The following is a 21,008-nucleotide window of genomic DNA, read 5'->3' as shown; positions in this document are numbered from 1 at the left end:
GCTGGACCGAAGTCCGGATATCCAAACGCCACATGCTCAACGACGCCAAGTCTGCTGTCATGAAGGTGCGCAGTGCGCTGGTCCAGGCCGGCTGGCGGCGGGGTGGTTAAAAATCGATTGCTCCCCACCGGCTCCCGGCCTTCGCAAGCTCAGGCCGGGTCCCTCGCCGGTGTGGGCCCCCGCACCAGTCGTTCTGAGGGTTCAAAACGACAGGTACGGAGCAATCGATGGGTGGGGTGGCCTAGCCGAAGTACTTCGGCAGGGTCGCCTCGTGGGCTTCGCGGAGGGCGTCCAGGGGCAGGGACTCAACTCCGTTGATCTCCAGGGTGCCGCTGGCCGCATCCACCACGCCGATGCGCGTGTGGGCGAAGCCGCGGGCGGTGCACATGTCCGTGAAGCGGACTTCCTCGGAGCGGGGAACGCCAACAATGGCGCGGCCCTGGGACTCGGAGAACAGCGCCGTGAACAAGTCCACGCCGTCCCGGTCCAGGACATCCTGCAGGGCAATCCGGGCACCTACGCCGTAGCGCAGCGAGGACTCCACCAGGGCTGCGGCGAGGCCGCCTTCGGACAGGTCGTGCGCGGAGTCGATCATGCCGTCGCGGGACGCGTTGATCAGGATCTCGCCCAGCGAGCGTTCGGCCTCAAGATCAACCTTGGGCGGCTGCCCGCCCAGGTGGCCGCGGATGTTCGCCCACTCGGAGCCGTCAAGCTCGGCGCCCGTGGTGCCCAGCAGGTAGATGGCCTGGCCGTCTTCACGCCAGCCCGACGGCGTACGGCGGGCAACGTCGTCGAGCTTGCCCAGGACCGCCACCACGGGGGAGGGGTGGATGGGTGTGGTGCCCGTCTGGTTGTACAGGGAGACGTTGCCGCCGGTGACCGGGATGCCCAGCACCATGCACGCGTCGGACAGGCCGCGGATGGCCTCGGCGAGCTGCCACATGACGTCCGGATCCTCGGGGGAACCGAAGTTCAGGCAGTCGCTGACTGCCATGGGCACGGCGCCCGATGTGGCCACGTTGCGGTACGCCTCGGCCAGGGCCAGCTGCGCGCCGTGGTACGGGTCCAGGTAGGTGTAGCGGCCGTTGGCGTCGGTGGCCAGGGCCACGCCCAGGCCGGTTTCCTCGTCGACGCGGACCACGCCGGCGTCATCAGGGAAAGCCATGGCCGTGTTGCCGCCCACGTAGCGGTCGTACTGGTTGGTGATCCAGTCCTTGGAGCACATGTTCGGCGAGGCCACCAGCTCGGTCACGGCCTTGGCCAGTTCGGCCGGGGCAGCGGGCCGGCCCGCGTCCTGCACTGATCCGGTGAAGGTGTCAGCCTGCACGCTGTCCTGCCACTCGGGGCGGGCGTACGGGCGGTCGTAGACCGGTCCGTCGTGTGCCACGGTGCGGGGATCGACGTCGACGATCACCTCGCCTTCCCAGGTGATGATAAGGCGGCCGGTGTCGGTCACTTCGCCGAGCCAGGAGTACTCCACGGCCCATTTGTCCATGACAGCCTCGAACGCTTCCACGTTCTCCGGGGTCACCACGGCCATCATGCGTTCCTGCGACTCGGACATCAGGATCTCGCCCGGGGTCAGTGTGGGGTCGCGGAGCAGGACCGAGGTCAGCTCAACCTGCATGCCGCCGTCGCCGTTGGAGGCCAGTTCGGACGTGGCGCAGGAAATACCCGCGGCGCCGAGGTCCTGGATGCCTTCGACGAGGGAACCCTTGAACAGTTCAAGGCAGCACTCGATGAGGACCTTTTCGGCGAAGGGGTCGCCCACCTGCACCGCGGGGCGTTTGGACGGTTTGGTGTCGTCGAAGGACTCGGAGGCGAGCACGGAGGCGCCGCCGATGCCGTCGCCGCCGGTGCGGGCACCGAACAGGACCACCTTGTTGCCCTTGCCGGATGCGTTGGCCAGGCGGATGTCCTCGTGCCGCATGACGCCGACAGCCAGTGCGTTCACCAGCGGGTTGCCCTGGTACACGGAGTCGAACACCATTTCGCCGCCGATGTTGGGCAGGCCCAGGGAGTTGCCGTACCCGCCGATGCCTGCGACCGCGCCGTGCATGACGCGTGCGGTGTCCGGGTGGTCGATGGCGCCGAAGCGCAGCGGGTCCATCACGGCAACGGGGCGGGCGCCCATGGAGATGATGTCGCGGACAATGCCGCCGATGCCGGTAGCGGCGCCCTGGTAGGGCTCAACGAACGACGGCGAGTTGTGCGACTCGATCTTGAAGGTCACGGCCCAGCCGTCTCCAAGGTTGGTCACGCCGGCGTTTTCGCCGATGCCCACCAGCATGTCCTTCTTCATTTCCTCGGTGACCTTCTGGCCGAACTGGCGCAGGTGGTTCTTGGAGGACTTGTAGGAGCAGTGCTCGCTCCACATCACGGAGTACATGGCCAGTTCGGCGCCGGTGGGGCGGCGGCCCAGGACCTTGACGACCTCGTCGAACTCGTTCTGCTTCAGGCCCAGCTCGGCCCAGGGGAGTTCGACGTCCGGGGTCTTGGCCGCGTTTTCGACTGTGTCGATGTTGAACTTCTTGGTGGTTTCCGTGGTCACTTGGCGCCTCCCACAATCTTGTTCAGGACGGAGGTGAAGAATCCCAGGCCGTCGGTGTCGGACCCGGCGATACCCGTCTCACGGGACACAACAGTCTCGGGGCCGAAGCCAACTTCCACCGCGTGCTCGGGGTGCGGCATGAGGCCCACCACGTTGCCGGCTGCGTTGGAAATGCCGGCGATGTCCCGGCGGGAGCCGTTCGGGTTGAAGCCAACGTAGCGGAACACCACGCGGCCCTCGGCCTCGAGGGCGTCCAGGGTCTTGTCGTCGGCGATGTACTGGCCGTCCTGGTTCTTCAGCGGGATGGTGATCTCCTGGCCCGCTTCGTAGTCCAGGGTCCAGGCGGTGTTGCTGTTCTCGACGCGCAGCACCTGGTCGCGGCACATGAACTTCAGGTGGTCGTTCTTGATCATCGAGCCGGGCAGCAGGTGTGACTCGGTGAGGATCTGGAAGCCGTTGCAGATACCGAGCACCGGCAGCTTAGCGTCGGAGTTGGCGGCGTCGATGATCCTGGACATCAGCGGCGCGAAGCGTGCAATGGCGCCGGCGCGGAGGTAGTCACCGTAGGAGAAGCCGCCGGGAATAACGACGGCGTCCACGTCACCGAGTTCGGTGTCGGCGTGCCAGAGCTCGACGGCGGTGCCGCCGGCGAGGCGGACGGCGCGGGCGGCGTCGCGGTCATCAAGGGTGCCGGGGAAGGTGACGACGCCGATCCGGGCGCCGGTGAGCCTGCCGGCGCCGGAAGCGTCGCCGGGGGCTTCTCCGATGAGGGGGAGTTCAGTCATGTCAGGCCTCGACGACCTCGACGTTGACGACGTCCTCGATCACGGGGTTGGACAGGAGGGTTTCCGCGGCGTCGCGGGCCTGGGCCAGGATTTCCTCGGTCACCTCGCCGTCGACCGTCAGTTCGAAACGCTTGCCCTGGCGGACAGAGCTGAAGCTGGTGAAGCCCAGGCGGGGGAGAGCGCCGACGATCGCCTTCCCCTGCGGGTCCAGAATCTCGGGCTTGGGCATGACGTCAACAACGATCCGGGGCATCCGGTAACTCCTGTGCGTGAGCTTGGGTAAGGGCGCAGCGGAGTGGTGCCGTCTCACGCCGTTCCGGGTCCGGGGCACGTTATGTTAGACAGTGACGTCAGGCCGTGAGTTCAGACAATGAGGACGGGCGCTCCGCGAGCTTGCTCGTCCATTCTACCGGCCGAAGGGCCACAGCTTGTATTCGGCCGGTTCGGGCAGGACGGCCACGGGTAGCCTGCCTGCCGGACGGGCGGTGGCAGCGGTTTCCGGCTTGGTGCTGTGGAGTTGGACGGGCGGCATCACTAGTATTGTTGGATGGCTGAAAATTCGAAATCCGTGCTGTTGCCCGTGGTCGCCGCAGCAGTGTTCGCAGGACTGGGCCGGATGGTGTTCCAAAAGATTAAGGCCGACCGTTTCGCCCGGGAGAACAGGGTGGCGGGGCCGGTAGATGAGAAGACCCGGCAGTGGATCAGCGACGTGGTCCGTACGCCGCGCCAGTAGCGGCGGAGCGTATCCCCCTGGTTTCAAGGGCGTCCTCCAGGGCGCCCTTTTTTCGTGCCCTTTCCTGCTGGGGCAGGTCCCCGGCTTGCCGGCGTATGACTGGCGGAATTTTCCGTTTTGTGTCCTATGTCATATTCAGCTATCAGTCTGTACTCTGTGATCGGCTGGTCTCACGAAATGACAAGATCTGTAACTTCGCGTGCCATGCCATGTCTTTTCGGGCCCCCAACCGTGGATGGGCCGGTACATCGTGAAAGGTTTGCACGTGAGATCTACTGGAAAGAGCCCCATGCGGGGCGGGGGATTCCGGAAGGCAGCGGCGCTTGCCGTGGGCTTGCCGCTACTCCTCACCTCGATGGCCATCACTCCCGCCACCGCGGCGCCGGCCCGGCAGGACAAGGCAGTGACAGCCAAGGAGAATGCACCCGCCGACTTCAAGGATGGACGCTACATCGTTGTCCTGGCGGGTGCTGCAGCGGCCGCCTATGAGGGGGAGACGCCCGGACTTGGCGCAACCAAGCCCGAGAAGGGGCGGAAGCTGGACGCAGGCGACGCCAACTACAGGGCCTACGACGCACATCTCCGCAAGCAGCAGCGGGAGGTCGCTGCCAGCCAGGGGGTAACCCCGGGAAAGCAGTACACCGCTGCCCTCAATGGCTTCACGGCAGAACTGACCGCCGCCCAGGCCATGGAGCTGTCCAAAGACGACCGCGTGCTGGTTGTGGCCCCGGACGTGGAGAACGCCCCGGATTACACCACCACCGACTTCCTTAAGCTGACCGGCCCCGATGGGGTCTGGGCAACCCAGTTCGGCGGCGAAGCGAACGCCGGCAAGGGTGTGGTTGTGGGAGTCATCGACTCCGGCTATGCCCCGGACAACCCGTTCCTGCAGGGCGAACCGGTCCGGCCGCTGACCGGTCCTGCCCAGGTGGGCGTTCCCTACCGCACCGCTGAGGGCCGGATCGCCATGCTCAAGGCTGACGGCACCACCTTCGAAGGAGAATGCCAGAAAGGCCAGGGTACGGGGGCCTCCTTCGACGGCTCCCTGTGCAACTCCAAGGTCATCGGGGCCAGGTACTTCGCCGATACCTTCATGCAGTACGTGGCCCCGGAGAACCGGGCACCCGAGGAACTCATCTCGCCTGTCGACGTCGGAAGCCACGGAACCCACACCGCCACCACCGCGGCCGGCAACGCCAACGTGGAGCAGGTGATCGACGGCGCAAGCTTCGGCAAGAGCTCCGGCGTTGCCCCCGCAGCCAAGGTCTCGGTGTACAAAGTCTGCTGGGAAGACACCAATCCGGACACCGGCGGCTGCTACTCCTCCGCTTCCGTCGAGGCAGTGGAAGCCGCCATCAAGGACGGCGTGGACGTGCTGAACTACTCCATCTCGGGCAATAACAACAACACCGCCGACCCCGTGGCCCTGGCGTTCCTCAACGCCGCCGCCGCAGGAGTCTTCGTCTCGGCTTCAGCCGGCAACTCCGGTCCCACGGTGTCCACCGTCAACCACGCCTCGCCGTGGCTGACCACGGTTGCCGCATCGACGTTTCCCAGCGACCTGCTGGGCACCGTCAAGGTCTCGGACGGATCGCTGTACCGCGGAGCCTCCATCATGAAGTCGGAAGTGGCTGACAAGCCCGTGGTGGTTGCGGCGGCAGCGGCAGCGGCTGGAGTAACCAACGCCAGCCTTTGCGGCCCCGGCAGCCTGGATGCGGACAAGGTGGCAGGCAAGGTTGTTCTCTGCGACCGCGGCGTGGTGGACAGGACCGCCAAGAGCCTGGAGGTGCAGGACAAGGGGGGCGTGGGCATGATCCTGGTGAACCTCACCAGCAGCTCCGAAGATGCTGACAACCACGCGCTGCCCACCGTCCACGTCAACGCGCCCAAGAGCCTTGAACTGAAATCAAAGCTGGAGGCAAACCCCGCCCTGACGGTCAGCCTGGTCAAGGGGGACCTCACCGGCCTGCCGCCGGCGCCTGCGCCCCAGATCGCCGGTTTCTCCTCCCGCGGACCCACCCTCGCCGCCGGCGGCGACCTGCTGAAACCGGATATCGCAGCACCGGGCGTCAACGTCCTGGCGGGCGTCTCCACCATCGGTAACGACGGCGACCAGTTCGGCTTCATGTCAGGCACCTCCATGGCTGCCCCGCATATCGCCGGATTCGCTGCGCTGGTCCTGGGCAAGCAGCCCACCTGGTCTCCCGCCACGGTCAAGTCGGCCATGATGACCACCGCCTACCCGCTGGTCAACGCCGATGGTTCGCCCAATGCCGATCCCTTCCAGGGCGGCGCGGGGCACATCGACTCAACCCGCGTCCTGGATCCGGGCCTGGTCTACAACTCGGGCATCAAGGATTGGCTCGGCTTCCTTAACGGGCAGGGTGTGGACACCGGCGCACCGCAGGCCGGCACCATCGCTGCCCGCGACCTGAACCTGCCGTCCATTGCGCTCGGCAGCCTGGTGGGAGAAGTGCAGGTCAAGCGCCAGCTGACCGCGCTGGTTCCGGGCATGTACCGGCCGGAGGTCAACATGCCCGGCTTCAACATCCAGGTGGAGCCGAAAGCACTGAACTTCGCCAAGGCAGGACAGACCCGCGAGGTCACCCTGACCATCCGGAATGCCAGCGCTCCGGTAGGCAAGTTCAGCACGGGCACCCTCACCTGGAAGGGCCCCCGTACGGTCAGCTCGCCCATCGCCATCCGGCCCGTTGATGCACAGATCGCTCCGTCCTTCTCCTTTAGCTCAGCCACGGGCAGCGGGAGCGGCACGATGGAACTGGTGTCAGGTTCGGACAACCCCATCAATGTGGGCGTGGAAGGCCTGGCACCGCTGAGCCAGACCGCCATCACCAAGACACCCGGTGAGTACGCTCCCCGGAACGATGACCACAACGCGCTCCTCCAGGTGACGGTTCCGCAAGGAGCATCCTTCGCCCGGCTGGGTGTCCAGGCGCAATCGGACGACGTCGACTGGGACATGGTGGTCTACGCACCCAATGGCTCGGGTGGACTCACAGCCACCCAGGTGGCGACGGCTTCCGCCAGTGAGTTCCTGAACCTGGAGTCTCCGCGCGCGGGAACGTACTACCTCGCAGTCAACCTGTACTCCACTCCGGACAACGGACCGGCCAGTGCCTCCGTCCAGGCCGTGACCTTCGCGGGTGACGCCGGCAACCTGACTGTGGAACCGAACCCGATCGTGGCTCCCAACGGAACTGCCACCTCGGCCACGGTGTCCTGGACGGGCCTCTCGGAGGGTGCCTACCTGTCCCGCCTCAGCCTGGGTGGCAACGGCATCAGGACCTGGGTCAACGTCCAGGTGGGCGCTGCGCCTGCTGCCCCTGCCGGGGCTCCGCAGGTGGCGTTCGCAGACGCCGTACCAGCGGCGTAGCAGCCTGACGCTATAGAAGAGGACAGGACCCCGGGCGTTTCAACCGCCCGGGGTCCTGTCGTTTGTCTAACCGGCCTTACGAGCTTCCTTAGGCTCCGCCCCCGCTCCCAAGCAAAGCCGCCATGGCATTCCAGCGCGAGATTTCGCAGCCATCCGTGCGTGTGAACACGGAATCAACGGTGCGCCCATGGAAGATGCCCGTGACCAGGGCTACCTGGGGCCCGCCGTACTGCTGGGTGCACAACCGGGGTGGGCCGGGCTTGGGAAAGAAGATGCCCTCGCCGTACTTTTCCACCGCGGCCAGGGCCGCATCAGGGTCCGGCAGGGTGGTGGCCGGCTGGGCGCGGCCGCCGTCGGCCACCAGCCGGAAGACATGTTCGACGGCGGCAGGATCTTCCCGGAGCCTGACGGTCAGGTCGATCACGCCGGAACCGTCCTGGACAGTGCATCCAGTTCCACGGCCAGCTTCTCCCGGAGTGCAGCCGCTTCCGCGGCAAAGGAGCGCTGGTGCTCCACATACTCGGCCTTGCCCTGCGGCGTCTCGATGGGAATTGCGGGGTAGCCCCACTCCGCCAGATCGTAAGGGGAAGCCTGCATGTCCATTGCGCGGATCCGCCATGACAACTCAAAACAGTCCATCACCAGCTCGCTGGGCAGGGCCGGCAGCAGCTTGTACGCCCACTTGTACAGATCCATGTTGGCGTGGAGGCAGCCGGGCTGTTCGAGGTGCCGCTGGGTATCGCGGCTCGGCGCCAGCTCATTCAGCGGAACGGCATCCGGAGTGTAGAAGCGGAACGCGTCGAAATGGGTGCAGCGGATCCGGTTGTCCTCCACCACCTTGTCCGTGCCGGCCGGCCCCAACCGCAGCTGCAGGTACTCGTGGCGCAGGTCGAACCTGTCCTGGTGGTACACCATGGCCCATTCGTGCAGCCCGAAGCAGCCAAACTGGGCGGGGCGTGCTGCAGTTCCGCGCAGGATGATGCCCGCAAAGGCGATTGCCTCGCTGCGGTCGGCAAGAAAGGCGTCCCGGTCAAAGGTGACCGCGGTGCTGCCTTCCGGCAGCCCCAGGAAGGCAAGCTCGCCGTCGTCGAGCCGCCGGTAGTGCTTCCAGCCAAGGCGCACAGCCGCTTCCCGGCCCAGCAGGACGTTCCCTGCACCGGGGTGCCACCGGCGCAGCTGGCCAGGTTTCTGGGTGTAGTAGGTGAAGAGGAAGTCTTCCACCGGATGCTTTTTGCCTGCCGACCTGCGGGCCAGGTAGGGGTCCGCGTAGCGGCTGACGCGCAGTTGGTGTGCCTTCTCCAGCTCCTGCCATTCGTCCGCCGCGAGGAGCCTAGGCTCCACCGGCAACACCAAGAACATCCCTTGCAGCATCCCAGCTGCCGATCTCACAGCCGTTGGTGCGCGAGAAGGAAGCGTCTACGGGGACACCGTCCACAACTCCCGTCACGGTGGCTTCCTGGGGACCGCCCCACTGCTGCGTGCAGGCCTGCGCGGTTCCGGGGATGCTGGGGCTCAGCAGTCCCGCGTTTTCTTTCAAGGCGGAGCAGGCTGCATCCGCGGCGGGATGCACGCTCTCGGCAGCGGGGACTCCGTCTGTGCACACCAGGGTGTAGCTGGTCTCGGGTTCTCCCTCTGCGGTGGTCACGATGATGGACAGTTCGGCATTGCCCTGCCCGGGTCCGGAGGGTGCCGCTGACGGTTCCGGGGCCGGGGCAGGGACGGAGGTCTCGGTGTCGGCGGACGGGCTGGCGGATGGGCTGTCCGACGCGGTGGCGGAGGCTGTGGGAGTTGCGGAAGGTTCGCCGGAGGAGCTGCCTCCGCCCTGGTCCGGGGAACACGCCGGGAGCAGCGTTGCCGCCAGCAGCAGGGCGAGCGCCGTCTTCCTCAGGGACCGTGGACTGTCCGTCATCCCATTATTCTACTGCCGGTTCCGGTTCTGTCTCCTGGCCGGAGGTGGCCGCAATCAGCCCCATCATGGATGTGTGCAGTTCCGTGACCTCGGCGCGGGTTAATCCCAGGCGTTCCATCATGGTTCCAGGGACCTTGAGGGCCTCCTTGCGCAGCGCGGCGCCTTCTGGGGTCAGTTCGACGGCGAGGGCACGCTCGTTGCCGTCCACCCTCCGTCGCGTGATCAGTCCCGCCGCCTCAAGCCGGCGGAGCAGCGGTGAGATGGTGGCAGGTTCCTGGGCAAGGGCATCGCTGATGTTCCGGACCGTGCGCGGACTCGCTTCCCACAGGCACAGCATCACCAGGTACTGCGGGTGGGTGAGGTTCAGTCGCTCGAGGACGGGCTTGTAGGCACCCACAACGCTGCGCGCAGCCACTGTCAGCGCGAAGCACAACTGGTGCTCCAGGAGCAGGTCCTCGTCCTGCCCCGGCTCGATGCCTGTTGCCGTCTCCATAGCCCCTCCAATTGTTAGTGCCCTAACTATTAGCGTACACTTCGAGTAGTAATCATGTCAGGTAAGGAGCCGGGTTCATGGGCAAGGGCAACTTTGAAGGCAAGGAAAACGCTTCGCAGCGTTTCATGCGGGCCACAGGAAGGCTGCGGGCCATCTTTGGTCCGGCCAACCGCTCATCACTTGTCCATGACATGACGGAGGAAAACCGCAGGCTGCTGGCCCAGCGTGAGGCGGAGACCCAGCAGTGGGAGACCGTTACCCGGCCCGATGGCAGCACCTACGTTGTACCCAGGAACCCGGAAGACAAGTCGCTCCGCTGAGCGTGCCAATTTGGGGTCCGGGCGGGAGCCTTTTCCGGTCCGCAGGCATAAAATAAGGGCACTGGCTCCAGCATGGAGGCATGGACTCTTTCCCCCGGATAGTCGGGAAGGGGGTGGAAACAGTGGCACATGTAGTCAACAGGTTCATGGGCCTGACCGACAGGCTCCGGTTCTTCTTTGGACCAGCCGCGCGGCTGGACCCCGATACGCCGGTAATGCACAGGCACGACGCTTTCGAACAGGCCTCGGAAGAGGAATTGTCGCACTTTGTTGTGGAGACCGATGCTGCCGGCCATCACTACGCCGTACGCCGCGAAGACCTCGAGAAGCAGGGCTGAACCGGTCCCGGCCGCTCGGGCCACCCCGACAGCAGGACATAAAAAACCGGGCCCCTCTCCGAATGGACGGAAAAGGGGCCCGGCTTTTCGTTGCCGGCTAGCGGCCGGTGCCGCCGTATACGGTGGCTTCGCTTTCGCTGTCCAGGTCAAAGGCCTTGTGGATGACACGGACAGCCTCATCCAGCAGGTCCGCGTGGGTCACCACGGAGATGCGGATCTCCGAGGTGGAGATCATGTTGATGTTGATGCCGGCGTCGGACAGTGCTTTGAAGAACGTTGCTGACACGCCCGGGTGGGAGCGCATGCCCGCGCCGATCAGGGACAGCTTGCCGATCTGCTCGTTGTACTCGATGCTCTCGAACCCGATCTGGTCCTGCGCAGCATGAAGGGCTGCCAGCGCGTCGGCGCCCTCCACGATGGGAAGCGTGAAGGAAATGTCCGTCCGCCCCGTGCCGTGGGTGGAGACGTTCTGCACGATCATGTCGATGTTCGAGTGGGCGTCGGCGATGACCTGGAAGATCGCTGCGGCCTTGCCAGGGATATCCGGAACGCCAACAACGGTGACCTTGGCTTCGGAACGGTCGTGCGCAACGCCGGAGATGATTGGCTGCTCCAAGGCAACTCCCTCTTGTGTGGTGATCTTGTCTTCGGCGCTGGGGATGACCCACGTGCCTTCGTGCTGGCTGAATGAGGAACGGACGTGCAGGGGGACGCCGAACCTGCGGGCGTACTCCACGCAGCGCAGGTGCAGGATCTTGGCTCCGGATGCCGCGAGCTCGAGCATCTCCTCGCTGGAGATCCGCTCGATCTTCTGGGCGGAGGGAACAACACGGGGATCCGCCGTGTAAATGCCGTCCACGTCCGTGTAGATCTCGCAAACGTCCGCTTCCAGCGCAGCGGCCAGGGCTACGGCAGTGGTGTCTGAACCGCCCCGGCCCAGGGTGGTGATCTCGTTGGTGGCCCGGCTCATTCCCTGGAAGCCGGCAACGATAGCGATATTGCCCTTGTCCAGGGCGGTGCGGATCCGGTGGGGGTCGACGTCGATGATCCGCGCCTTGCCGTGGATACCATCGGTGATCATGCCGGCCTGGGAACCGGTGAAGGACTGGGCTGAGGCGCCCAGCTTGTTGATGGCCATGGCCAGGAGTGCCATGGAAATACGCTCGCCCGCGGACAGCAACATGTCCATCTCGCGGGCTGGCGCGGAATCCGTCACCTGCCCGGCAAGGTCCAGGAGCTCGTCAGTGGTATCACCCATGGCCGAGACGACCACCACAACTTCGTTGCCCGCAATCTGTGCGTCCACCACGCGCTTGGCAACCCGCTTAATACCGTCCGCATCCGCCACGGAGGATCCGCCGAACTTCTGCACGATGAGCTGCTTTGTCACCGCACGGCCGGCGGGCGGCTCCTGCTGCTGCGTTGCGTTGTGCACTTCGGTAGTGGGCGTACTCATGCGCGTACCTTCACTGGATAAATTGGAGTCCGGCCAGACAGCCGTAACGCTGTGCTGGCCCTGACGCTGGGAACTAACGCCATCGATGGCGCGACTTCTTCCTTCAGTTTATCGCCGCCCGCAGCCCGGGGTTGAATTGTGACCATTTTCCGGCCCGGGATGCGCCGTGTCAGGTGGCGCCCGGTCAGGTCAGGGCGTTGCGGCGGCCCTCGAAGGCGCGTCCCAGAGTGACCTCGTCCGCGTATTCCAGGTCTCCGCCCACCGGGAGCCCGGAGGCGAGGCGGGTCACCGTGATCCCGATCGTCTTCAACATGCGTGCCAGGTACGTGGCGGTGGCCTCGCCCTCAAGATTGGGGTCCGTGGCGATGATGACTTCCTGGATGGCGCCGTCGTTAAGCCGGGTCAGCAGCTCGCGGATCCGGAGCTGCTCGGGTCCGACACCTGCGATGGGATTGATGGCGCCGCCCAGCACGTGGTAGCGGCCCCGGAACGACCGTGTCCGCTCCACGGCCAGCACATCCTTTGATTCCTCCACCACGCAGATCACGGCCGGATCCCGGCGGGGATCCCGGCAAATATTGCAGAGTTCCTGCTCGGTGACGTTGCCGCACACCGAGCAGAACTTGACCCGTTCCTTGACGGTGGTGATCGCCTCAACCAGCCGCTTCATGTCCTGCGGGTCCGCCTCAAGGATGTGGAATGCGAGCCGTTGGGCGGACTTGGGGCCCACCCCCGGAAGGCGTCCGAGCTCGTCGATCAGCTCCTGGACAGCACCTTCGTACACGTTTCCCTCTTCAGCTTGGTGTGGTTTGCGGGTAAAGCAATGACTTGCAGATGCGCCCCGGCTCGCCGGGGCCGCGGTCAGTACCGCGGCGCGATGGGGCTTCCGTCCGGGGAACGCTCCTCAATTAGCTTCCCGCCCAGAATACGCTCCACGGCGGCGCGACCGAACACTCCGGACTCTTCGATCGTCTCATCGTCGGCGCTGGGGATGTCCTGGACGTAGGTGGCAGCAGCTGCAACCGCCCTGGCTGGGGCCTTGGCACGCCCGGCCTCTGCTTCGGGGCTGTTGGACAAGCGCTGGTACAGGCTCTGCCGTGCTTCTGCTGCGGCAGCAGAAGCAGCCTGCGGAGAGTTTGCCGGGGCCGCCTTCGCAGGAGCAGCCGGCGCAGCAGCAGCAGTGGTCACCGAAGCCGCCGGGGACGCTGGCGCCGGGGAGGATGCCGGTAGAGACGGTACTGCTGGAGATGGTGCCGTGGGGGCTTGAGCAGCGTGCGCGGAGGGGGGTTTGGCAGCGGAGGCGGCTGATGCCATGGCGTACTCGGGCGCGCGCACATGCTCCGGTGATGAAGGCGCCTGTCCGTATTCGTCGGTTCCGTGCTGTCCGTTGCCGGGAGAAGGGGCAGCAGGCGCCAGGCCCCAGTCCGGTCCTGGGCTGGAGCCGGCCTTGGTGACCGGGATGGAGGGCGGCACCTGGGCGGCAGCAGGTTCGTAGTGCGGCGTTGGAGCAGGCGGCTCTGGTGCCTCTTGGGGTCCTTCCGCGGAGGCACTCTTGCCCACGTTGCTTTCCTCGCCGACCACCCAGACTCCGGGTGCCTGTTCGACTGCGCGGGTCCAGGGATCGTGGGGACTTCCGGCGGCCGACGCCGGGTCAGCGCCAGGCTGGCCGTCGCTCTGGGCGGTGGTACCGGCGGCGGAGCCGACCGGAGCAGAACCGACCAGTGAGGAACCGGCCCTGCTTGAAGCGCCACCCGTTCCTGAATTACCTGAGACCGCGTTGCTTGAACCGGTGCTGCTTGAACCGGTGCCGGCCGATGGCGCCGGCGGCCGGGACTGGGCGGAAGGGTCCCAGTCCATGGGAGGTTCTTCGTCCAGCGGGGGAGCGTCCTCGTCCCTGGCTGGTCCCCAGTCGTCGTCAGAGTAGGAGTAGTCGCCTGCCGGGGCGGCAGGAACCGGAACGGGGGAGGCGTTTGCGGGCGCGGGGACGTGTCCGGGCGCCTGCCGGGGGGCGGACTGCGCGGTTCCGCTCTCCGCAACCTGGTTGACAGGGTTCGCCGGGACGGCCGCCTGAGCCGCAGCGGGCTCCGGTGCGGCTCCGCCGGTGCTGCCGGCGTTGTCCCCCGCAGCCGCGCCGCCCGTGGGCTCTTGTTGCGCGTTCCGCAGAGGGGTCTGCGGGGCCGCGCTGTTCGCGCCATCCGGACCTGGCGAACCGCCCCGCGGGCTCACAGCACTGGGGCGGCCTGGGGTCTCCGGCTGCCGGACTGAGTCGTCGGGTGACGATGCGGGCGCAGGGGCCAGGCCCCAGGCGACGTCAGCCGACGTTGCCTGGGCCACCCGGGTGGCGGGCACTTTTGGGTTTGGGTCAGAGCTCGCCTGCGCGCCGCCGCCGGCCGACGCAGTGATCTGGCAGTCGATGCCCACGGTTTTGTGGATGGCCTGCCGCAAATTCTCTGAATGGTCTGCCCGGCCGAAGGCGCCGGCAAGCCCGGGCGTGGTGAAGGCCAGGGTCAGGAGGTGGCCGTCGAACGCGGCAACCTGGGCGTTGGGTTCGACGAGCGCCCACGTGCTGCGCTTGATTTTGGACAGCGTTTGCAGGACATCCGGCCAGGCACGGCGCAAGACCTCCACATCGCCCATGGGCCCAGCCGCTGCGGCAGCCACCGGGGCAGGCCTATCCTGCTGGGCAGGGGCAGGGGCAGGGGCAGGGGCAGGGGAGGGGGAGGGCTGTGGCCCGGAAGCCGGCGCCGGCCGGTCCGCCGGCTCCTGCAGTGCACCCTGGACCGGGCCCGGGGCTGCCCCGGGATTGCCGCCCTGTGCCTGACCGGGCGCAGCGGACGGTTGCTGCGCCGTGCTGGCGCGGGGCACATCGGCGCCGCGGCCAGCCGGAGGGGTGGATGATGAAGTGTTCCGAGCCGGATCCTCTACGGGCCAGTCATCGGTGCTGACACGCGGTGCGGTCAGCGGGCCGCGGAGTGCGCCAGCGGGGGAGGAGGCATCCTCTGCCGGGCCGGCAGCATGCGTTGCCGGAGCGGCTGGTGCTGCCGAAAATGGCGTAGTGGCCGACGCCGAAGCAGGAACCGGCGTCGAGGGCGAAGCCGCCGACGTGCCCGCAGGCGTACTCGAAGCGGCGGACACTGAAGGCGATTGCGGGGCAGCAGGCGCGCCAGAAGCCCCATCCGCTGCCGGAGCGGCAGGAGAAGCTTGTCCGCTACCAGAACCCCCAGCCGCTGCCGGACCGGCAGGAGAAACGGGTACTGCTGCCTGGGCGGGGGCCGGAAGTGCCCCCGCTTGAGGCATGGGGGAATCGTCCGCCGCGGTGCGGGGCGCACCTGGGGCGGCGGGAGCACCGACGTCGTTCCCGGCGTAGTTCAGCCGGCGTTCCACACGGTCTATCCGTGCGGCCATGCCGCGCTCGTTCTGCTCGGAGCTGGGCAGCAGGATCCTGGCGCACAGCAGCTCGAGGTGCAGCCGCGGGGAGGTGGCACCGGTCATCTCGGTCAGTGCCGTGTTGGTGACGTCTGCGGCCCGCGACAGCTCGGCGGCACCCAGGTTGTGGGCCTGGTTCTTCAGCCGGGCAATCTGGTCCGCGGGCATGCCGCGAAGTATGGTCTGGGCGCTTTCCGGCATGGCCTGGACAATAATGAGGTCCCGGAACCGCTCCAGCAGGTCCTCCACGAAGCGGCGGGGATCGTGGCCGGTTTGGATGACCCGGTCCACGGCCCGGAAAACGGTGGCGGCATCGGATGCGGCCACGGCTTCAACCACGTCATCGAGCAGCGAAGCGTGGGTGTAGCCCAGGAGAGCGACGGCAAGTTCGTAATCCAGGCCGTTCGGACCTGCACCGGCCATCAGCTGGTCCAGGACAGAAAGCGAGTCGCGGACGGAACCGCCGCCGGCGCGGATCACCAGTGACAGGACTCCCGGGGCCACCGGAACGTTCTCCTGGTTGCACAGCAGCTCAAGGTAGGCCATCAGCGGTTCCGGCGGCACCAGCCGGAAAGGGTAGTGGTGGGTGCGGGAGCGGATGGTCCCGATGACCTTGTCCGGTTCCGTGGTGGCAAAGATGAACTTGATGTGTTCCGGTGGTTCTTCAACGATCTTCAGCAGGGCGTTGAAGCCGGCTGACGTGACCATGTGGGCCTCGTCAATGATGAAGATCTTGTAGCGGTCACGCACCGGGGCGTAGGTAGCGCGCTCGCGGAGGTCCCGGGCATCGTCCACGCCACCGTGGCTTGCGGCGTCGATCTCGATGACATCCAGGGAGCCTGAGCCGCCGCGGGCAAGCTCCACGCAGCTGGGGCACGTCCCGCAAGGGGTGTCAGTGGGGCCCTGGGCGCAGTTGAGGCAGCGCGCCAGGATCCGTGCGGAGGTGGTTTTGCCGCAGCCCCTTGGCCCCGAGAAAAGATAGGCGTGGTTGACCCGGTTTTTCCGTAAAGCGGTCATCAACGGCTCGGTGACGTGTTCCTGCCCGATAACGTCTGCAAAGGAGTCCGGACGGTACCTGCGGTAGAGGGCGGTAGTAACTGTCACAGAGAAAACCCTACCAATCCGGGCCGACATCCTGCCGCCCTGTGGGGGAATAGTAAAGACCCCCCATGCACCCGCCAGAGCCCATTTACCCTTGCTACCTTCCGGTCCTGGGGGAGTTCAACAGGATGACGCCACATGAGGGGCCGTCAGACACTTTACCCGAACTTGCTGCCCGACTCGAATCGGCCGTCCGTCCGGCGCCAGCCTTCCACCGGCCAGCTCATGAAGGCAGGCTCCTCGTAGGGATGCGTTGCCCGCACGGCGGCGATGACGTCCTGCAGCAGAGGCTCTTCAACCACGCATTCGATCCTGTCCTCGGCGGCTTCTTCAGGCTCGCCAACCCGTCCAAGGTACGGTTCTGCGCCGTCCAGGGGAGTAAAGCGGCCTGTCCCCGGCGTGACGAAGGAACAGTGCGAGTACTTGCCGATCCTGCCTGCTCCGGCGCCGCCGATGGCCGCGAGGACCGGCTGAGTGTGAGTGCGGGGGACGTAGATCACCAGTGCGTGGAGCTCGTTCATGGCTTCATCCTGCCGGAACCCGGTGGGGAGGTGGACGAAAACCGTTGCTTATCCCGCCTGTGCCCTTGATCATGGATATATACACCGATTGGGGCAATCTCAAGGTTGTGAGCTGTGTGGCCTGGCTGAACGGGGCCGGACCCGGCAGCTCAACGGTGTCTGGGGAATGGACGCGTTGGGGGCGTCCATTTCGTGGTTAAAGAGCATCCGCGCAGACGTGAAGCCGCCCGGCCGGCAGCGCCTTCGGCTGTACCTCCGGCCGCGCACCCTGGGGCCAATTGGGCGATGCGGAAAAGATCAGGTAATCTAGTATCTGCTTTTGATTCAGAAGCAGCTGGAGAATTCGCCTAGCGGCCTATGGCGCACGCCTGGAACGCGTGTTGGGTTAACGCCCTCGGGGGTTCAAATCCCCCATTCTCCGCCGGTTAAGCACCCGGCTTCGGCATCCGCCGGAGCCGGGTTCTTTCGTTTGTCAGTTTTGTGGCGGAGGCGCGGACGCCGGTCACGCGTCAGCGCCCGGCACGCCCAGCCGGCGAAGGCGCTCCCTGGCGGCCAGTTCGCTGGGGCCCCTCCGCCCCAACGCCAGGCGTACGACGCCGAGAACCAGCTTGGTTGCGAGCCTCACCGGCAGCGTCACGGGACCCAGCCGTGGAACAGTTAGTCCGAGCATCTGGCGGTACCTTGGCTCCAGGCTGTACACCGCACCGGCAAACAGGATCCGGTAGCCCGGCCGGAGCACCCGGTTCAAAGGGGGGTTGCGGACGAACTCCACCGTCTCCGCTACCCGGCTGTCGACGCGGAGCTCACCGCTCTGGTACCAGCGGTCCAGTTGCCTGTGCATCTCGGCCTCGCTCAGCGGCGGGTCCTCCACTCCCATCAGTCGGCCCGCTTGGGCCCACTCGCGGACATAGGCGTCGGGGCCGCCGGGTATGGCGCCGCCCCAGATTTTGTGGGCTGTCAGAAACGCGTCCGTGAAAGCAAGGTGGATCCAGCTGGCCAGTTCCGGGTCATTGGCACTGTAGCCGCGCTGCGTTCCGAGGTTGTCGCTGTAACTGCCCTGGACTGCCTCGTGCAGGCGGCGCACCCGGCGTGAGGCGTTCTCCGCGGCTTCGGTGGAACCGTATGTCACCGTGAAGATCCAGCGGATGGTGTTTGCCAGCCTGCCCAGCGGATCCTCGCGGAAGTTTGAATGTTCGTGGACGCCGGCAAGAGCTCCGGGGTGGAGGGACTGCATCAGCAGTGTGCGGATCCCGGCGACGATGGGCGACATGGAACCATGCACCGCCCACACCGCCGAACCGGGCAGGTGGTAGCCAGGGTCGTCCCCCTTCGCGAGATCGAGCTGCCACTGCGGAACGCCCTCGGAGCCGTTGCTGAACGTGTGGACAAGGCGTTTCTTGATGGGACTCAGGATGTTCTTCATTACGCACGCCCTCCTGCGGCAAACCCCGCTCTTGGGCTAATCGTAAGCACAACCTGGGCTGTCCAGGTTCGTGATCGGACTACCCGGTGGCAGCAACCGGACAGCGGTCATCCACAAAAAAACCGCAGTGTCCCGCTGCAGGGTTCCCAGGGTCCCGGCCCGTATGTTCCCATGGGAGATACCGTCAAGACAGGGGCGGCCAGTCACGTCCTGGAGTCAGTCTCATGGGCAATCACGCGGTATCCGGGAAGGACGCCACAAGCCCCAAAGGGTTGTGCCTGCCCGCTGTGCGAGCTGTGGCGGCCAGCGGGGTGCTGGCCATGGCCGTCTGGGCCGTGAACCCTTCCGGTCCCGCACCTGAAGCAGGAACCGTTGCGGCCTCCGTTATCCGTCCCGGCGCAGGCATGGGTGCCGTGGGGATCCCGGCTGGCTCCAGCACCGGCACCAGTTCAGACCGGCACGGCAGCGCGGAGACGGGCGCCCCGACGTTGGACGGCCTTGTTGCCGGCCCCCTGACCGCGGCCATCCTGAGCGACCCAGATGTTGACATCGCCTTCCCGCGTCCGCTGGTAAGTGGCCACGGAGAGGAGACCGCGTCTTCCCTGGCCGTGGAGCTGACAGGGGTGGGCAGGCCGCCGGCGGGGTACCTTATGGCTCCCCTCAAGCAGTTGGCCCCCTCGTCGCCGTTCGGACTCCGGGTAAGTCCGCTGTCCGGAACAGCGGGCGATTTCCACCTTGGACAGGACTATGCAGCTCCCTGCGGCACCCAGGTCTACGCGGCTGACTCGGGAAAGGTGCGCGCCGCGGGCTGGCATCCCTGGGGCGGCGGCAACCGGGTTGAGATTGACCACGGCAACGGGCTTATCACCACCTACAACCACCTGGAGTCCATCGCCGTCCGCAGCGGTGATTCCGTCAACGCCGGGGAAGCCATTGCGCGGGTGGGCTCCACCGGATGGTCGACGGGATGCCACCTGCACTTCGAAACAATCCTCGACGGGCACCACGTGAGCCCCCAGAAGTGGCGCCTGATCCCGGTCCGGGCTTTCGGCGGCGGACCGGCTGACCTGCGGTCATACCTGCCGGGCACCGACGCACCGTCCACCGGGCCCATACGCTGGACCATCCCGGTGGGCCAGGGCAAGGAGCCTCCTCCGGCTCCCCGCTGGGTCAAGGCGCCGACGACGGCGGCTGGGTCTCCTTCGGGGCCAGCATCCTGGCTGTCGACCCTGAGGCCCGCGGACTCCGGAGCGCCGTCGCCGACTGCGTGGGCCGGGTATGGAACGCCGACGCCGTCCGCGACTGAGACTGGGACAGGCACGCCGACGCCGTCCGCGACTGAGACTGGGACGGGTACGCCGACGCCGTCCGCGACTGAGACTGGGACGGGTACGCCGACGCCGTCCCCGACTGAGACTGGGACGGGTACGCCAACACCGACGCCGTCGGAGACGGGTACGCCAACGCCGACGCCGTCGGAGACGGGTACGCCAACGCCGACGCCGACGGATCCGGGCACACCGACCCCGACGGATCCGGGAACGGGAACACCGACACCGGTTGAGCCGCCGCCTGCGCCGGTTGAGCCGGAGCCGGTGCCGCCTGCGCCGGTTGAACCCCCGCCTGCGCCGGTTGAGCCCGCACCCACGCCGGTTCAGCCCGCGCCGGTTGAGCCCGCACCCACGCCGGTTCAGCCCGCGCCGGTTGAGCCCGCACCCACGCCGGTTCAGCCTCCGCCGGTTGAGCCCGCACCCGCGCCGGTTCAGCCTGCACCGATTGAGCCCGCACCGGCGCCCACTGCGACCTTTTCAGCCGAGCCGATTCCGGCACCGATTGAGCCCCCAGAGCCAGAGCCGCTGCCAACAGGCACGTACGCGACCCCGGAACCCTAAGATCCAGCCGGAAGTTCACCCAGGAAACTCCAAGCCCGGACCAGTACAGTGGTTCGCCGGTAACGAATTCCAGGCATGAACAACTTTCCGAGGACGCAACCTGTGACATCCCTGTACCCGATCCCATTGACCCTGAACGACGGCACCGCCACCGACTTCGGCATGTTCAAGGGAAAAGTGGTGATGGTGGTGAACGTAGCCTCCAACTGTGGGTTCACGCCCCAGTACGCCGGCCTGGAGACGCTCTACGAAAAGTTCAGGGACCGCGGGTTCGAGATCCTCGGCGTCCCGTGCAACCAGTTCGCCGGGCAGGAACCTGGCAGTGACAGCGAGATCGCCGAGTTCTGCCAGCGGAACTTCGGGGTGACATTCCCTCTGACCGTGAAGGCGGACGTCCGCGGCAGGGGCCAGCACCCGCTGTACACGGAGCTCACAAAGTTCAAGACAGGACTGTTGCCCGGGTTGGTGAAGTGGAACTTCGAGAAGTTCCTTGTCAGCCGGGAAGGGGACGTGGTGGGACGCTTTGCGCCCACAGTGGAACCTGACTCGGCGGAGGTGATTGACGCCGTCGAGAACGCCCTCGGATAAAAAATGTGCCGCTGCGCCGAACGCAGCCACGCAAAAGCGCAGTTCTTTCAACTTTTTCCACATCAGCCACGGCGATTT

Annotated in this window: 19 protein-coding genes, 1 tRNA gene and 1 other RNA gene; 7 read left to right on the top strand and 14 right to left on the bottom strand. The window is 66.4% G+C overall.

The annotated features are described in order from the left end of the window. Positions 1–241: 241 nt before the first annotated feature. The 4 genes from purL to AC6CHP_RS13075 all read right to left on the bottom strand — a co-directional run bounded on the left by purL (position 242) and on the right by AC6CHP_RS13075 (position 3,868). A complete protein-coding gene (purL, locus tag AC6CHP_RS13090; protein WP_498230343.1) occupies positions 242–2,551 on the bottom strand; it encodes a phosphoribosylformylglycinamidine synthase subunit PurL in 2,310 nt (769 codons plus the stop codon). Beyond that, entirely contained in the window at positions 2,548–3,336 is a 789-nt protein-coding gene (gene purQ / locus AC6CHP_RS13085; RefSeq protein WP_377193500.1) for a phosphoribosylformylglycinamidine synthase subunit PurQ, read from the bottom strand. Before purQ ends, purL begins: the two co-directional genes overlap by 4 nt. Position 3,337: 1 nt before the next feature. Further along, positions 3,338–3,589 (bottom strand): phosphoribosylformylglycinamidine synthase subunit PurS, encoded by a 252-nt coding sequence (gene purS, locus AC6CHP_RS13080; RefSeq protein WP_015935902.1) that lies wholly within the window; start codon positions 3,587–3,589, stop codon positions 3,338–3,340. Between the two features lie 153 nt (positions 3,590–3,742). Further along, positions 3,743–3,868, bottom strand: a complete 126-nt coding sequence (locus tag AC6CHP_RS13075) for a hypothetical protein (protein ID WP_377193498.1) — start codon at positions 3,866–3,868, stop codon at positions 3,743–3,745. Between the two features lie 15 nt (positions 3,869–3,883). Here AC6CHP_RS13075 and AC6CHP_RS13070 point away from each other — a divergent pair, with 15 nt between their 5' ends. Together AC6CHP_RS13070 and AC6CHP_RS13065 are read left to right on the top strand one after the other, a co-directional pair. After that, a complete protein-coding gene (locus AC6CHP_RS13070) occupies positions 3,884–4,069 on the top strand; it encodes a hypothetical protein (RefSeq protein ID WP_174180966.1) in 186 nt (61 codons plus the stop codon). Positions 4,070–4,358: 289 nt separating this feature from the next. Further along, positions 4,359–7,463 carry a S8 family serine peptidase gene (locus AC6CHP_RS13065; RefSeq protein ID WP_498230462.1) on the top strand — a complete coding sequence of 1,035 codons (3,105 nt, stop codon included), beginning with the start codon at positions 4,359–4,361 and terminating at the stop codon, positions 7,461–7,463. A gap of 88 nt (positions 7,464–7,551) precedes the next feature. On the opposite strand, the gene AC6CHP_RS13060 is transcribed toward AC6CHP_RS13065, so the two are convergent. Genes AC6CHP_RS13060 through AC6CHP_RS13045 form a run of 4 tightly spaced genes read right to left on the bottom strand, consistent with a single transcriptional unit; the run spans position 7,552 to position 9,865 of the window. Beyond that, positions 7,552–7,887, bottom strand: coding sequence for a serine protease inhibitor (locus AC6CHP_RS13060; RefSeq protein WP_188811418.1), 336 nt, complete (start codon positions 7,885–7,887; stop codon positions 7,552–7,554). Continuing rightward, positions 7,884–8,822, bottom strand: coding sequence for a 3-methyladenine DNA glycosylase (locus AC6CHP_RS13055; RefSeq protein ID WP_377193496.1), 939 nt, complete (start codon positions 8,820–8,822; stop codon positions 7,884–7,886). Before AC6CHP_RS13055 ends, AC6CHP_RS13060 begins: the two co-directional genes overlap by 4 nt. Further along, positions 8,794–9,372: an SSI family serine proteinase inhibitor gene (locus AC6CHP_RS13050; protein WP_427116290.1), complete on the bottom strand. Its 579-nt coding sequence runs from the start codon at positions 9,370–9,372 to the stop codon at positions 8,794–8,796. The genes AC6CHP_RS13055 and AC6CHP_RS13050 overlap by 29 nt, the downstream gene beginning before the upstream one ends. Positions 9,373–9,376: 4 nt before the next feature. Continuing rightward, complete coding sequence (locus AC6CHP_RS13045) at positions 9,377–9,865, bottom strand: MarR family winged helix-turn-helix transcriptional regulator (RefSeq protein ID WP_104188228.1); 489 nt, start codon at positions 9,863–9,865, stop codon at positions 9,377–9,379. A gap of 77 nt (positions 9,866–9,942) precedes the next feature. On the opposite strand from AC6CHP_RS13045, the gene AC6CHP_RS13040 reads away from it, so the two are divergent. Next, positions 9,943–10,185, top strand: a complete 243-nt coding sequence (locus AC6CHP_RS13040) for a hypothetical protein (RefSeq protein ID WP_104188230.1) — start codon at positions 9,943–9,945, stop codon at positions 10,183–10,185. A 122-nt stretch (positions 10,186–10,307) separates the two neighbouring features. Further along, positions 10,308–10,523, top strand: a complete 216-nt coding sequence (locus AC6CHP_RS13035; protein ID WP_104188410.1) for a hypothetical protein — start codon at positions 10,308–10,310, stop codon at positions 10,521–10,523. A 97-nt stretch (positions 10,524–10,620) separates the two neighbouring features. On the opposite strand, the gene AC6CHP_RS13030 is transcribed toward AC6CHP_RS13035, so the two are convergent. The 5 genes from AC6CHP_RS13030 to AC6CHP_RS13010 form a co-directional block, all read right to left on the bottom strand. Then, positions 10,621–11,979, bottom strand: a complete 1,359-nt coding sequence (locus AC6CHP_RS13030) for an aspartate kinase (protein WP_066273644.1) — start codon at positions 11,977–11,979, stop codon at positions 10,621–10,623. Between the two features lie 184 nt (positions 11,980–12,163). Further along, a complete protein-coding gene (recR, locus tag AC6CHP_RS13025; protein WP_066273645.1) occupies positions 12,164–12,763 on the bottom strand; it encodes a recombination mediator RecR in 600 nt (199 codons plus the stop codon). Between the two features lie 77 nt (positions 12,764–12,840). Beyond that, positions 12,841–16,539, bottom strand: a complete 3,699-nt coding sequence (locus AC6CHP_RS13020) for a DNA polymerase III subunit gamma and tau (protein ID WP_498230337.1) — start codon at positions 16,537–16,539, stop codon at positions 12,841–12,843. Positions 16,540–16,560: 21 nt separating this feature from the next. Further along, an RNA gene (ffs, locus tag AC6CHP_RS13015) (signal recognition particle sRNA small type) lies at positions 16,561–16,657 on the bottom strand. Positions 16,658–16,664: 7 nt separating this feature from the next. After that, on the bottom strand, positions 16,665–17,027 hold the full coding sequence (locus AC6CHP_RS13010; RefSeq protein ID WP_377193487.1) for a YqfO family protein: 363 nt from the start codon (positions 17,025–17,027) through the stop codon (positions 16,665–16,667). A 336-nt stretch (positions 17,028–17,363) separates the two neighbouring features. Between AC6CHP_RS13010 and AC6CHP_RS13005 the strand changes: the two genes are divergently transcribed. After that, a tRNA-Ser gene (locus AC6CHP_RS13005) sits at positions 17,364–17,448 on the top strand. A gap of 81 nt (positions 17,449–17,529) precedes the next feature. Here the strand turns inward: AC6CHP_RS13005 and AC6CHP_RS13000 are convergent. Next, complete coding sequence (locus AC6CHP_RS13000; RefSeq protein ID WP_498230335.1) at positions 17,530–18,450, bottom strand: oxygenase MpaB family protein; 921 nt, start codon at positions 18,448–18,450, stop codon at positions 17,530–17,532. Between the two features lie 224 nt (positions 18,451–18,674). Between AC6CHP_RS13000 and AC6CHP_RS12995 the strand changes: the two genes are divergently transcribed. Both AC6CHP_RS12995 and AC6CHP_RS12990 read left to right on the top strand, forming a co-directional pair. Next, positions 18,675–20,342 carry a M23 family metallopeptidase gene (locus tag AC6CHP_RS12995; protein WP_498230333.1) on the top strand — a complete coding sequence of 556 codons (1,668 nt, stop codon included), beginning with the start codon at positions 18,675–18,677 and terminating at the stop codon, positions 20,340–20,342. Positions 20,343–20,444: 102 nt separating this feature from the next. Continuing rightward, positions 20,445–20,930: a glutathione peroxidase gene (locus tag AC6CHP_RS12990; RefSeq protein ID WP_498230331.1), complete on the top strand. Its 486-nt coding sequence runs from the start codon at positions 20,445–20,447 to the stop codon at positions 20,928–20,930. The last annotated feature ends 78 nt before the right edge of the window (positions 20,931–21,008 follow it).

The organism is Pseudarthrobacter sp. GQ63, assembly GCF_059758765.1.
This window is presented reverse-complemented; position numbering and strand designations above follow the sequence as displayed.

What these genes read in the sequence shown, in the direction of transcription:
- purQ (WP_377193500.1), bottom strand. Translation starts at nt 3,336, where the DNA reads ATGACTGAACTCCCCCTCATCGGAGAAGCCCCCGGCGACGCTTCCGGC.
- purS (WP_015935902.1), bottom strand. Translation starts at nt 3,589, where the DNA reads ATGCCCCGGATCGTTGTTGACGTCATGCCCAAGCCCGAGATTCTGGAC.
- AC6CHP_RS13075 (WP_377193498.1), bottom strand. Translation starts at nt 3,868, where the DNA reads ATGCCGCCCGTCCAACTCCACAGCACCAAGCCGGAAACCGCTGCCACC.
- AC6CHP_RS13070 (WP_174180966.1), top strand. Translation starts at nt 3,884, where the DNA reads ATGGCTGAAAATTCGAAATCCGTGCTGTTGCCCGTGGTCGCCGCAGCA.
- AC6CHP_RS13065 (WP_498230462.1), top strand. Translation starts at nt 4,359, where the DNA reads ATGCGGGGCGGGGGATTCCGGAAGGCAGCGGCGCTTGCCGTGGGCTTG.
- AC6CHP_RS13055 (WP_377193496.1), bottom strand. Translation starts at nt 8,822, where the DNA reads ATGTTCTTGGTGTTGCCGGTGGAGCCTAGGCTCCTCGCGGCGGACGAA.
- AC6CHP_RS13050 (WP_427116290.1), bottom strand. Translation starts at nt 9,372, where the DNA reads ATGACGGACAGTCCACGGTCCCTGAGGAAGACGGCGCTCGCCCTGCTG.
- AC6CHP_RS13045 (WP_104188228.1), bottom strand. Translation starts at nt 9,865, where the DNA reads ATGGAGACGGCAACAGGCATCGAGCCGGGGCAGGACGAGGACCTGCTC.
- AC6CHP_RS13040 (WP_104188230.1), top strand. Translation starts at nt 9,943, where the DNA reads ATGGGCAAGGGCAACTTTGAAGGCAAGGAAAACGCTTCGCAGCGTTTC.
- AC6CHP_RS13030 (WP_066273644.1), bottom strand. Translation starts at nt 11,979, where the DNA reads ATGAGTACGCCCACTACCGAAGTGCACAACGCAACGCAGCAGCAGGAG.
- AC6CHP_RS13020 (WP_498230337.1), bottom strand. Translation starts at nt 16,539, where the DNA reads ATGTCGGCCCGGATTGGTAGGGTTTTCTCTGTGACAGTTACTACCGCC.
- AC6CHP_RS13010 (WP_377193487.1), bottom strand. Translation starts at nt 17,027, where the DNA reads ATGAACGAGCTCCACGCACTGGTGATCTACGTCCCCCGCACTCACACT.
- AC6CHP_RS13000 (WP_498230335.1), bottom strand. Translation starts at nt 18,450, where the DNA reads ATGAAGAACATCCTGAGTCCCATCAAGAAACGCCTTGTCCACACGTTC.
- AC6CHP_RS12995 (WP_498230333.1), top strand. Translation starts at nt 18,675, where the DNA reads ATGGGCAATCACGCGGTATCCGGGAAGGACGCCACAAGCCCCAAAGGG.